Annotated in this window: 10 protein-coding genes; all 10 read right to left on the minus strand. The window is 71.2% G+C overall.

All coding sequences use genetic code 11. The features are described from left to right. Positions 1-58: 58 nt before the first annotated feature. Positions 59-664: a cell division protein SepF gene (locus OG403_RS10360; RefSeq protein ID WP_329563402.1), complete on the minus strand. Its 606-nt coding sequence runs from the start codon at positions 662-664 to the stop codon at positions 59-61. A gap of 273 nt (positions 665-937) precedes the next feature. Further along, positions 938-1,696 carry a YggS family pyridoxal phosphate-dependent enzyme gene (locus tag OG403_RS10365; RefSeq protein ID WP_329563404.1) on the minus strand — a complete coding sequence of 253 codons (759 nt, stop codon included), beginning with the start codon at positions 1,694-1,696 and terminating at the stop codon, positions 938-940. Between the two features lie 94 nt (positions 1,697-1,790). After that, positions 1,791-2,990, minus strand: coding sequence for a cell division protein FtsZ (gene ftsZ / locus OG403_RS10370; protein ID WP_329563406.1), 1,200 nt, complete (start codon positions 2,988-2,990; stop codon positions 1,791-1,793). Positions 2,991-3,444: 454 nt separating this feature from the next. Then, the gene (locus tag OG403_RS10375) at positions 3,445-4,224 is read right to left on the minus strand and encodes a cell division protein FtsQ/DivIB (protein WP_329563408.1); all 780 of its coding nucleotides are present in this window, start codon (positions 4,222-4,224) and stop codon (positions 3,445-3,447) included. Continuing rightward, on the minus strand, positions 4,217-5,323 hold the full coding sequence (gene murG / locus OG403_RS10380; protein WP_329563410.1) for an undecaprenyldiphospho-muramoylpentapeptide beta-N-acetylglucosaminyltransferase: 1,107 nt from the start codon (positions 5,321-5,323) through the stop codon (positions 4,217-4,219). Before murG ends, OG403_RS10375 begins: the two co-directional genes overlap by 8 nt. A 6-nt stretch (positions 5,324-5,329) precedes the next feature. Continuing rightward, entirely contained in the window at positions 5,330-6,697 is a 1,368-nt protein-coding gene (ftsW, locus tag OG403_RS10385) for a putative lipid II flippase FtsW (protein ID WP_442910893.1), read from the minus strand. A gap of 32 nt (positions 6,698-6,729) precedes the next feature. Further along, positions 6,730-8,190 (minus strand): UDP-N-acetylmuramoyl-L-alanine--D-glutamate ligase, encoded by a 1,461-nt coding sequence (murD, locus tag OG403_RS10390; RefSeq protein ID WP_329563412.1) that lies wholly within the window; start codon positions 8,188-8,190, stop codon positions 6,730-6,732. Further along, entirely contained in the window at positions 8,187-9,248 is a 1,062-nt protein-coding gene (mraY, locus tag OG403_RS10395; RefSeq protein WP_329563414.1) for a phospho-N-acetylmuramoyl-pentapeptide-transferase, read from the minus strand. Before mraY ends, murD begins: the two co-directional genes overlap by 4 nt. Then, a complete protein-coding gene (locus OG403_RS10400; RefSeq protein WP_329563416.1) occupies positions 9,245-10,651 on the minus strand; it encodes a UDP-N-acetylmuramoyl-tripeptide--D-alanyl-D-alanine ligase in 1,407 nt (468 codons plus the stop codon). Before OG403_RS10400 ends, mraY begins: the two co-directional genes overlap by 4 nt. Further along, on the minus strand, positions 10,648-12,327 hold the full coding sequence (locus OG403_RS10405) for a UDP-N-acetylmuramoyl-L-alanyl-D-glutamate--2,6-diaminopimelate ligase (protein ID WP_442910894.1): 1,680 nt from the start codon (positions 12,325-12,327) through the stop codon (positions 10,648-10,650). Before OG403_RS10405 ends, OG403_RS10400 begins: the two co-directional genes overlap by 4 nt. Between the last annotated feature and the right edge of the window lie 3 nt (positions 12,328-12,330).

Here is a 12,330-nt window from a genome sequence, read left to right on the forward strand (position 1 = left end):
TCTGCGACTGCTAGGTCACTCACTGTCCATCGGGTCCACACATGACGTCGTGGCCGGGTCAGCTCTGGTTGAAGAACCCACCCTCGGCGATTCGAGCCTTGTCCTCCGCCGTGACATCGACGTTAGCAGGAGACAGCAGGAACACCTTCTGCGTCACGCGCTCGATACTGCCGTGCAGACCGAAGACGAGTCCAGCCGCGAAGTCTACGAGCCGCTTCGCGTCGGTGTCGTCCATCTCGGTCAGATTCATGATCACCGGGGTCCCGCCACGGAACTGTTCCCCGATGGTACGGGCCTCGTTGTAGGTCCGCGGGTGCAGCGTGGTGATGCGGTACGGCTCCCGCTCGTTCACGACCTTGGGCATGATCACCGGGGCACTCTTCTCCAGGTTCTGACGGCGTTCGGGTGTGATGGACGACACGGGGGCCATCCGCGGCGGGTCCTGTCGGATCGGCACCGCGGCCGGCACCGGCTGGGGTGCGATCGAGGCGACCTGTGCGGTCGGTGCGGCTGCGGCGGGCCGGGGAATGTCCTCGGTCCGCCCGGTCCGGATCGGCTCGGGGTCCGTGTCGTAGTCGTCGTCCGGGTCGTAACCCTGGCCGTCGTACGTCTCGTCCTCCACGAGGCCGAGGTAGACCGCCATCTTGCGCATTGCGCCGGCCATGCTCCTGTCCTCCGCTCTGTGGTGGATCGGCTTCGTCACCGGCCGGGCCCACGAAACCCGCGGCCGTCGAGTACGGTGGGTTTCCGGACCCGCGGTCCGCTCACCACCCGTCAGATCTCGGCTACTCTGTGCCGACGATCCATCAGGTAGTGTGCGTGGCCGCGGACATACGATCCACGATTTGGGTTGCCAAGCATTTCAGTTTGGCGGCCGCAGGACGAATCGGTGCATTGTCCTGATTTGTCCTGCAGTCTGATCTACTACCCGGTGACGTTACCCGAGCCGCGACCGCGCACCGAGCACCGCCGTACCGACGCGTACATGTGTCGCTCCGGCCGCGATCGCCTGCTCCAGGTCGCCGCTCATTCCTGCCGAGACCATCGTGGCAGCAGGATGGGCCGCGCGTACGCCGGTTGCGATTTCCGCCAGTCGCTCGAAGGCCGCCGCCGGGTCGCCGGCCAGCGGGCCGGAGAGCGGAGCGACCGTCATCACCCCGTCCAGGCGCAGGCCCGGCGTCTCGGCGATCTTGTCGGCCAGCGCGAGCACGTCCGCCGGCGCGACCCCGGCCCGGCCCGGCGCGCCGTCGCCCCGCAGCTCGGCGTCGAGCGCCACCTGCACCAGGCAGCCGAGCGGCGGCCGTTCGGCCTTCGACACCGCGTCAGCCAGCGCCGTGACCAGCCGGCCCCGGTCGACCGAGTGAACGTGGTGTGCGTAGCGCACCACCGAGCGCACCTTGTTGGTCTGCAACTGTCCGACGAAGTGCCAGGTCAGCGGCAGGTCAGCGGTTTCGGCAGCCTTGGCTGCGGCGTCCTGGTCACGGTTCTCGGCGACCTCGCGGACCCCGAGCGAGGCCAGCAGCCGGGTGTCCGAAGCCGGGTAGGTCTTGGTCACCACGATCAGGGTCACCGCCGAGCGCGGCCGACCGGCGGCCGTGCAGGCGGCCTCGATCCGGCGCTCCACCGCCGCCAGGCCGGCCCGGAGTTCGGCGAGTCGGTCGGCCGCCGGGAACTCGGTGAGCTGCTCGTTCGTCATATTCACTGCCTATCACACACGACGATGCCCACCCCAGCCTCGGCGGCCGGGGTGGGCATCGAGCCCCGCAGAATTTTCTGGAAATTCCTACAAATTACTTAAGGAAGTCCGGGACGTCCAACTCCTCGGCCGCACTCTCCACATACGGCAGCCGGGTCGGCTGCACCTGCGGCGGCACCGGCGAAGCCAGCGCGGTGTCGGGCTTGGAGCCGGCCGACGAACCGCTGCCGCCGTCCTCCGAACGACCCGTCACCGAGCCCATCTGACCGTAGGGCCGGGTGGCCGGACGCTCGGCGGGGGTCGACGGGGTCGCCTTCACCACCGGGTCGCGCACGATGGCGGGCGGCTGGCCCCCGTCGAAGCCGGCCGCGATCACGGTGACCCGGACCTCGTCGCCGAGCGCGTCGTCGATCACGGCACCGAAGATGATGTTCGCCTCGGGGTGCGCCGCCTCGCTGACCAGCTGGGCCGACTCGTTGATCTCGAAGAGACCGAGGTCGGAGCCGCCGGAGATGGAGAGCAGCACGCCGCGCGCGCCGTCGATCGAGGCCTCCAGCAGCGGGGAGGAGATGGCCATCACGGCCGCCGCCTTGGCCCGGTCCTCGCCGCGGGCCGAGCCGATCCCCATCAGCGCCGAACCGGCGTCCGACATGACCGACTTCACGTCGGCGAAGTCGAGGTTGATCAGGCCCGGCGTGGTGATCAGGTCGGTGATGCCCTGGACACCGGAGAGCAGCACCTGGTCGGCCGAGCGGAACGCGTCCAGCACGCTGACCTGGCGGTCGGAGATGGAGAGCAGCCGGTCGTTCGGGATCACGATGAGGGTGTCGACCTCCTCGCGCAGCCCGGCGATGCCGTCCTCGGCCTGGTTGGCCCGGCGGCGGCCCTCGAAGGTGAACGGGCGGGTGACCACACCGATGGTCAGCGCACCCAGCGAGCGGGCGATGTTGGCCACCACCGGCGCGCCGCCGGTGCCGGTGCCGCCGCCCTCGCCGGCGGTGACGAAGACCATGTCGGCCCCCTTGAGGACCTCCTCGATCTCCTCGCGGTGGTCCTCGGCGGCCTTGCGGCCGACCTCGGGGTTGGCGCCGGCGCCGAGGCCCCGGGTCAGTTCGCGGCCCACGTCGAGCTTGACGTCGGCGTCGCTCATCAGGAGTGCCTGGGCATCGGTGTTGATCGCGATGAACTCGACGCCCTTGAGACCGACCTCGATCATCCGGTTGATGGCGTTGACACCGCCGCCGCCGATACCGACGACCTTGATGACTGCGAGGTAGTTCTGCGGTGCTGCCACGTCGAAGGCCTCTCGCCTCGGATGTCCGGGTCGGATTCTGGGTCATGAGCGGTCCATGAACCACCATGCCGACAGATGTCGATGGGTTGGGAGCCCGGTTCCTGACTGATTGTCCGAAATTGAGACCGCCGACCCGAACCCTAAACTTGACGTTGAGGGTTCATGCTGTGCCTGTGTCGGATCGTGAAGATGCCTCAGATCACTGTGGAGCACAGCCTGGTGACACAGGACACTAAGTGCCGAGCGGGTCCGTGTTCAACGAACACGCCGAGCTTCCCTTTTTTCTTTTGAGCCTATGTGATCACCGTCTGGCGGTGGGCACTGGGGGCGCACCTCCCGGCCGAAGGCTGGAGGAGGGTGGAGCACCCAGGGTCGGGGAATCACCGACGGATCGTCAACAGTGGCGAATCACGCGGTAAAGCCCCCGGGAGTACAGAACCTACCGGATCCGGACTCAGCCGGAGATCGCCGGGGCGTCCGGTGCGCTGACGTCGTAGTTCGCCGCCTTCTGCTTCAGCAGCGCGAGTAGCACCCTCGCCTTGCGGTCGGTCTGCTCCGGGCTCCCCCACCGCACGGTGGCTCCGCCGGCCAGTCGCAACTCGATGTCATCATACGAACGAACCAGCAACGAAGGGGCCTGCTTGGCCACTTCGGTCGGCAGCCCGGCCGCCACCGTGACGGCGCCCTGGACCAGCGCGCTCTGCGGGATGACCGAAATCGCATCCTGAGCGGGCCGACTCAGCTGGAGTTGGACCACCGGAACGCCCGGTGGCGGCGTCGGTTCGGTGGCGAAACTCACCCCAGTTACATCCATCTGGGTGAACTTTCCGTCAGTCCCCTTGACAGCTGCCACTGGCTGACGCTCGATCACCTTCACCCGGAGCGTGTGCGGCCAACCGCGCCAGACCTCGGCCTTCGCCACCCGGGGAACGGCCTGGACGCGGTGCTGCACCGCGTCCAGATCGACCCGGGCCAGTGGTCCGTGCTGCACCGGGCCTATCGCGGCACGCACCTGATCCACCGTCTGCTGGTCGTCCTGCAGACCCTGGATGGCGACCGTCTGGACGTCCAGGGCCGAGGAGAAGAAGACCACCCAGCCCAGCAGGCCCAGCACGGCCGCGCCGAGCCCGCCGAGCACCAGGATCCCGCGCCGCGACAGGCGCAGCGCGGGCCGCTCCTCCTCGTCGTCCTCCGCCGCCTCCTCGACCCGCGCGGCGTCGAGCCGTTCAGCCACGACGGCGGCCGCCCCGGGCTGCCTCGATCGCCTCGTAGACCATGCCGACCAGCAGGTCGTCGGCGTCCCGGCGGCCGAACTCGCCGGCTGCCCGGCTCATGTCCCACAGGCGCTGCGGGTCGGTGAGCACCGGCAGCACGTTGCCCAGCACCCAGTCCGGGGTCAGCTCGGCGTCGTCCACCAGCAGGCCGCCGCCCGCCTTGACCATCGGCTGGGCGTTCAGTCGCTGCTCGCCGTTGCCGATCGGCAGCGGCACGAAGCAGCCCGGCAGCCCGACCGCGGCCAGCTCGGCCACCGTCATCGCGCCGGCCCGGCAGAGCATCAGGTCGGCGGCGGCGTAGGCCAGGTCCATCCGGTCCAGGTAGGGCACCGCGCGGTAGGGCGGCATCCCGGGGATGTCGTCGATCCGCGGCAGCTCGTTCTTCGGGCCGACCGCGTGCAGCACCTGCACGCCGTACTGCTGCAGGCGCGGGGCGATCGCCTGGATGGTCTCGTTCAGCCGGCGCGCGCCCTGCGAGCCGCCGGAGACCAGCAGGGTGGGCAGCCGCTGGTCCAGACCGAAGTAGTGCCGGGCCTCGGGGCGCACCGCGTTGCGGTCCAGGGTCGCGATGGTGCGGCGCAGCGGGATGCCGATGTAGCGCGAGTCGCGCAGCTTGCTGTCCGGGGTGGAGACGGCGACGAAGTCGCTGTACCGGGCGCCGATCTTGTTGGCCAGACCCGGGCGGGCGTTGGCCTCGTGCACCACGATCGGCACCCCGGCCCGCTTGGCGGCCAGGTAGGCGGGCATCGCGACGTAGCCGCCGAAGCCGACCACGGCGTCCGCCTTGACCCGCTCGATGATCTCCTGGGCGGCCCGGACGGTGCCGCGCAGCCGGCCCGGCACGGTGATCAGCTCGGGGGTCGGCTTGCGCGGCAGCGGCACGGCCGGGATCAGCTCCAGCTGGTAGCCGCGCTCGGGCACCAGCCGGGTCTCCAGGCCGCGCTCGGTGCCGAGCGCCGTGATGCCGATGCTCGGGTCGTGCCGACGCAGTGCGTCCGCGAGCGCCATGGCCGGCTCGATGTGTCCTGCGGTACCCCCGCCGGCGAGTACGACATGCACCGAAAATCACCGCTCCCTGCGCGGCGGCCGGGCGGCCGGGCGCGCTGTGGTTCGTCGTCGTGGCAGCACCCGGCGCAGACCTGTCCTGAACCGGGACTTCGAGCTCCGGGCGGCGAGTGCCGCCTTCGCGCCCGGGACGCTGCGTGCGAAGCAGAGCAGCATCCCAAGGGCGCACATGGCCGACAGCATGGCGGACCCGCCGTAGGAGAACAGCGGGAGGGGTACGCCCGCGATGGGCAGCAGTCCCAGCGCCGACCCCAGGTTGATCATGGCCTGGGCCATGATCCACGTGGTGGCGGCTCCCGCGGCATACCTGACGAAGGGGTCCTTCGTGCCGATGGCCACTCGGATACCCGCATACCCTAGTGCCGCGAAGAGACCGATCACCGACAGCGTCCCCACCAGACCGAGTTCCTCGCCGGTCGCGGCGAAGATGAAGTCGGTGTGCGCCTCGGGCAGCTGGCCCCATTTCTCGTAGCCGGCGCCCAGTCCGGTGCCGAACGGCCCGCCCAGGCCGAAGGCGTAGAGGCCGTGCAGGGCCTGGAAGCAGTCGTGGTTCGGGACCGGCTTGGTGGTGCCGATGCAGGCCAGCCGGTCCAGCCGGTGCGGCACGGTGATGATCAGCGCGGTGCAGGCGACGACCGCGATGCCCAGGGTGGCGACGAACAGCCGCAGCGGGGCGCCGACCATCCAGAGCAGCGCGAAGACCATGGCGACCAGGATCATCGAGGTCCCCATGTCGCCGCCGAGCATGATCAGCAGCAGCAGCACCAGGGCACCGGGGACCAGCGGCACCAGCAGGTGCTTCCACTGGGTGAGGGTGCCGGCCTTCTGCTTGCGGGCCAGCAGGTCGGCCGCCCAGAGCAGCAGCGCGAGCTTGGCGAACTCCGAGGGCTGGACCTGGAAGAAGCCGAAGTTCAGCCAGTTCCGGTTGCCGTTGACGGTCATCCCGACGCCGGGGATGGCGACCAGCACCATGGCCCCGATCGAGCCGAGCAGCACCGGGTAGGCCAGCACCCGGTGCACGGGCACCGGCACCCGGGCGGCCGCCACCAGCAGCACCGAGCCGAGCAGCACCGCGACCAGTTGCTTGCGGAAGTAGAAGAGGCCGGGCAGGCCCTGGTGGATCGCGGTGATGTTGGAGGAGGAGAAGACCATGATCAGGCCGAGCACCAACAGCAGGGAGCTCGAACCGAGGATCAGGTAATAGGGCGTCAGCGGGCGGTTCAGGAACCAGCGCAGCCGCTCCCGCAGCGCGCGCAGCCGCCCGGTCAGGCCCTCGGTCTTGAAGACCGTGCTGGTCGCCGAGATCAGGGCCGGGGAGGGGCCGCGCTCCGGCGGGGCGGCCGCGTCCGTCTTGCCCTGACCCGCCACGCGCGCCTGCCCCTCTCCCGATTGCCCCTGGTCTACTGCGTCAGCCCGCGCACCGCCTCGGCGAAGAGATCGCCCCGCTCGCCGTAGCTGGTGAACATGTCCATCGAGGCACAGGCCGGGGCCAGCAGCACGGTATCGCCCGCTCGGGCGAGCCCGGCGGCGACCCGGACCACCTCCGCCATCGCCATCGCGCCAGTCTCACCCTCGGCCGGCTCGATCACTGGTACATCCGGGGCGTGTCGCGCCAGCGCCTCACGGATCAGCGCGCGGTCCTCGCCGATCAGCACCGCGGCCCGCAGCCGGCCCGCGGCGCCCCGCACCAGCTCGTCGAAGGTGGCTCCCTTGGCCAGCCCGCCGGCGATCCACACGATCGGCTGATAGGCCGCCAACGAGGCCGCCGCCGCATGGGTGTTGGTCGCCTTGGAGTCGTTGATCCAGCTGACCGAGTCGACCTCGGCGACGAAGGCGATCCGGTGCGCGTCGGGGCGGAAGGCCCGCAGGCCGTCGCGCACCGCCTTGGCGTCCACCCCGTAGGCGCGGGCCAGCGCGGCGGCGGCCAGGGCGTTGGCGACGTTGTGCGGGGCCGGCGGGTGGACGTCGGCCACCGAGCCCAGCTCGGCCGCGTTCTTGGCCCGGTCGGGAAGGAAGGCGCGGTCCACCAGCAGGCCGTCCACCACACCGAGCTGGGAGAGCCCGGGGGTGCCGAGACCGAAGCCGATCGCCCGGCAACCCTCCTCGACATCGGCCTCGCGGACCAGCTCCTCGGTGGCGGGGTCGGCCAGGTTGTAGACGCAGGCCACCTGGTTGCCGTTGTAGATCCGGCCCTTGTCGGCGGCGTAGGCCGCCATCGAGCCGTGCCAGTCCAGGTGGTCGGGGGCCAGGTTGAGCACGGCCGCCGAGTGCGGGCGCGGTGAGGGCGCCCAGTGCAGCTGGTAGCTGGAGAGCTCGACCGCGAGCACGTCGTACGGCTGCTGGTCGTCCTCGAAGCCGGTCAGCACCGCGTCCAGCACCGAGACGCCGATGTTGCCCACGGCGGCGGTGTGCTTGCCGGCCGCGGTGAGGATCGAGGCCAGCATCTGGACCGTGGTGGTCTTGCCGTTGGTGCCGGTGACGGCCAGCCAGGGGGCCGGCTCACCGGTGCCGGGCAGCGGCTTGCGCAGCTGCCAGGCGAGTTCGACGTCGCCCCAGATCGGCACTCCGGCCGCTTCGGCGGCGGCGAACAGCGGGCTGCTCGGCCGCCAGCCAGGCGAGGTGACGACCAGTCGGGTGCCCTCGGGGAGCGTGTCGCCGTCGCCGAGGCGGACCTGGAAGCCTGCTCCGTAATAGGCCGTCAGCTCGGCCGCGCGGTCGCGCAGCACCGGGCTGTCGCCGCCGTCCACCACGGTGACCTCGGCGCCCAGTTTGCGCAGCACCCGGGCCGCGCTGATGCCGGAGACGCCCAGGCCGGCCACCACGACCGGCAGGCCGGGCCAGGAGAGGGGTGCACTGCTCAACTGTTCACCCAGCCCGCGTAGAAGATGCCCAGGCCGACGGCCACGCAGAGGCCCTGGACGATCCAGAACCGCACCACGATCAGCACTTCGCTCCAGCCCTTGAGCTCGAAGTGGTGCTGCAGGGGTGCCATCTTGAAGACCCGCTTGCCGGTCAGCCGGAACGACCCGACCTGGATGATCACCGACAGAGTGATGATCACGAAGAGACCGCCGAGCAGCGGCAGCAGCAGCTCGGTGCGCGAGCAGATCGCCAGACCCGCGAGCGCGCCGCCGAGGGCCAGCGAACCGGTGTCGCCCATGAAGATCTTGGCCGGCGAGGTGTTCCACCACAGGAAGCCGAAGCAGGAGCCCATCAGCGCCGAGGCCACCACCGCCAGGTCCAGCGGGTCGCGCACCTCGAAGCAGTTGGCGGTCGCCGTGACCATGCGCGAGCAGGTCTGCCCGTACTGCCAGACGCCGATGAAGACGTAGGCGCCGAAGACCATCACCGAGGCACCGGTGGCCAGCCCGTCCAGACCGTCCGTCAGGTTCACGCCGTTGGACATGCCGGCGATCATGAAGTACGCCCACATGACGAACAGCACCGGGCCGATCGACCAGCTGAAGTCCTGGATGAAGGAGAGGCTGGTGGAGGCCGGGGTGAGCCCGCGCGGGTCGTGGAACTGCAGCGACAGGATCGCGAAGGCCAGACCGACGAACGACTGCCCGAGCAGCTTCGCCTTGGCCCGCAGACCCAGCGAGCGCTGCTTGACCACCTTGATGTAGTCGTCCAGGAAGCCGACCAGGCCCAGACCCGCCATCAGGAAGAGCACCAGCAGGCCCGAGGCGCGCGGCTGGTCACCGGTGATCACCTTGGTCAGCGCATAGGCGATCAGGGTGGCCAGGATGAACGCGATACCGCCCATCGTCGGCGTACCGCGCTTGCTGTGGTGCGCCTTGGGGCCGTCGTCGCGGATCATCTGGCCGTAGCCGTGCCGCGCCAGCACTCGGATCAGCGCCGGGGTGCCGAACAGCGACAGCACCAGGCCGATCAGTCCGGAGTAGAGAATCTGCTTCACCGCGCGGCACCGTCCGCCAACAGGGCCTCGGCCACCTTCTCCAGGCCCACCGAACGACTGGCCTTCACCAGCACCACGTCCCCTGGCCGCAGCTGACCGCGCAGCAGTTCGACCGCCGCGTCCGCGTCGGACACCAGCACCGACTCCTCACCCCACGAACCTTCGTTCCTCGCGCCCAGTTCCATGCAGGCCGCCTCGCGTCCACCCACCGCCACCAGCTTGGTGACGTCGAGTCGGACCGCGAGCCGCCCGATGGCGTCATGCTCGTCGAAGCTCTCCTCGCCGAGCTCCCGCATCTCGCCGAGCACCGCCCAGGTACGGCGGCGCTCCGGGCCTCGGCCGCCCATCGTGGCGAGCGCGCGCAGCGCGGCCCGCATCGACTCCGGGTTCGCGTTGTACGCGTCGTTCACGACGGTGACCCCGTCGGCCCGGTCGACGACCTCCATGCGCCAGCGGGACAGCGCGCCCGCCTCGCCCAGGGCGGCGGCGGTGTCGTCAACGGACAGTCCGAGCTCCATCGCCACCGCTGCGGCGGCGAGGGCGTTCGAGACGTGGTGCTCACCGTACAGGCGCAGTTGTACGGGTGCGGAACCGGCCAGGGTGGTCAACGTGAACGATGGACGGCCCGTGGAGTCGAGGCGAACATCCTGTGCCCGGACATCGGCACCCGAACCCTCACCGAAGGTCACCACCCTGGCCCGGGTGCGCCCGGCCATCGCCCGCACCAGCGGGTCGTCGGCGTTCAGGATCGCGGTGCCGTCCTCGGTCAGCGACTCGACCAGTTCGCCCTTGGCCTCGGCGATGCCCTCCTTGGAGCCGAACTCGCCGAGGTGCGCGCTGCCGACGTTGAGCACCAGGCCGATCGAGGGCCGGGCCAGCGAGCAGAGGTAGGCGATGTCGCCCTTGTGCCGGGCGCCCATCTCCAGCACCAGGTGGCGGGTGTCCGGCTCGACCCTGGTCGCGGTCATCGGGAAGCCCAGCTCGTTGTTGAGCGAGCCCTCGGTGTAGACGGTGGGCCCCAGCCGGGTCAGCAACTGCGCGATCAGGTCCTTGGTGCTGGTCTTGCCGGCCGAGCCGGTCAGCGCCACCACCCTGGCCTCGGTGGCCCGGTCGGCCACCGCCTGGGCGAGCCGGCCCATCGCCACCTGGACGTCGGCGACCAGCACCGCGGGCACGCCCACCGGGCGCTCGGCGAGCACCGCGACCGCGCCGGCCAGCACGGCCCGCTCGGCGTAGTCGTGCCCGTCCACGTGCTCGCCGCGGAAGGCGGCGAACAGACCGCCGGGCGCCGCCTTGCGGGAGTCGATCGCCAGCGGGCCGGTCACCAGCACCTGCGGGTCCGCGCCGTCCGCGAGCTCACCACCGGTCGCGGCGGCCACCTCGGCCAGGGTCAGTGCGATCACGGTTGCTCCACTCCTCGGGCGGGCAGGACACGCGCGATGGCCTCGCGCAGCACCTCCCGGTCGTCGAACGGGCGGACCTCGCCCTTCACGTACTGGCCCAGCTCGTGGCCCTTGCCGGCCACCAGCACGGCGTCCCCGGCGTGCGCCCGGGCCACCGCCGCGGCGATCGCCTCGGCCCGGTCCGGCACCACCAGCACATCGCCGCGCTCGGCCTCGGGGACCTCGACCGCGCCGCCCAGCATGCTGGCCAGGATCGCCAGGCCGTCCTCGGAGCGCGGGTTGTCACTGGTCAGCACGGCAGTGTCGGCCAGCCGGGCGGCACTGGCGCCCATCGGGCCGCGCTTGAACGGGTCGCGGTCCCCGCCGCAGCCGACCACCACGTGCAGTCGGCCCTTGGTGACCTCGCGCAGCGACTCCAGGACGGCCTTCAGCGCGTCCGGCTTGTGGGCGTAGTCGACCACCGCGACGAAGTCCTGTCCGGCGTCCACCCGCTCCAGCCGCCCGGGCACGCCCGGCACCACGGCCACCCCCGCCACCGCCTCGGCCAGCGGCAGCCCGGCGGTCACCAGGGCGACGATCGCGGCCAGCGCGTTGGCGACGTTGAACGGACCCGGCAGCGGCACCGAGGCGTCCGCCTGCCGGCCCTCGGGGCCCAGCACCCGGAAGGTGGAGCCGATCGGACCCAACTGCACGTCCACCGCCCGCCAGTCGGCCTCGGCGGCGCCCTTGGCGGAGAAGGTGGTCACCGGGATCGCGGCCTCGGCGGCCAGCCGGCGCCCGTAGGCGTCGTCCAGGTTGACCACCCCGGCCCGGCTGCGGCCCGCCTCGAAGAGCCGCGCCTTGGCCTGGAAGTACTCCTCCATGTCCGGGTGGAAGTCGAGGTGCTCCGGGGTCAGGTTGTTGAAGACGGCGACGTCGTACTCGACGCCGTCGGCCCGGCCGAAGACCAGCGCGTGGCTGGAGACCTCCATCACCACCGCGTCGGCGCCGCGCTCGCGCATCACCGCGAGGATCGCGTGCAGCTCGGTGGCCTCGGGGGTGGTGCGCTCGCTCTTGATCCGCTCGGCGCCGACCCGCATCTCGACCGTACCGATCACCCCGGGCGTCCGGGACGCGCCCAGCAGACCGCCCTCGACCAGGTAGGAGGTGGTGGTCTTGCCGTTGGTGCCGGTGATCCCGATGGTCAGCAGCGCCCGCGACGGGTCGCCGTAGATCCGGGCCGCCAGCACGCCCATGAAGGCGCGCGGGCTCGGCACCACCAGCACCGGCACCGCGAGGGCGCCCGCCTGCTCCGCGCCCGCCGGGTCGGTGAGCACGGCGGCGGCCCCCGCCGCCGCAGCCTGGCCGGCGAACGCGGCGCCGTGGTGGTTGGCCCCGGCGAAGGCCACGTAGAGGTCGCCCGGACGGACCGCACGCGAGTCGTGGGTGATCCCCGTGGCCGCGCCGTCCGCGGCGCGCTCGGGGGCCGGGATGCCCAGGATCCGGGCGATCTCGGCGAGCGGGACGGGCGGCACCGCGCAGGGGCGCGGCGGGCTCACACGGGTTTGGTCTGATTTCGGCACGGCGGGCAGGCTATCGGCCTCGGGGCGGTCGAGGCCAAGCGAGCCCTCCGCCGCCGCCTGGGGCGAGCGGGCCCCGGCACTCGTGGGTGTGACGCGGTTCACAGCTGTGGCCATGGT

The organism is Kitasatospora sp. NBC_01266, from assembly GCF_036242395.1.
Taxonomy (GTDB): domain Bacteria; phylum Actinomycetota; class Actinomycetes; order Streptomycetales; family Streptomycetaceae; genus Kitasatospora.

What these genes read in the sequence shown, in the direction of transcription:
- OG403_RS10360 (WP_329563402.1), bottom strand. Translation starts at nt 664, where the DNA reads ATGGCCGGCGCAATGCGCAAGATGGCGGTCTACCTCGGCCTCGTGGAG.
- OG403_RS10405 (WP_442910894.1), bottom strand. Translation starts at nt 12,327, where the DNA reads ATGGCCACAGCTGTGAACCGCGTCACACCCACGAGTGCCGGGGCCCGC.
- OG403_RS10365 (WP_329563404.1), bottom strand. Translation starts at nt 1,696, where the DNA reads ATGACGAACGAGCAGCTCACCGAGTTCCCGGCGGCCGACCGACTCGCC.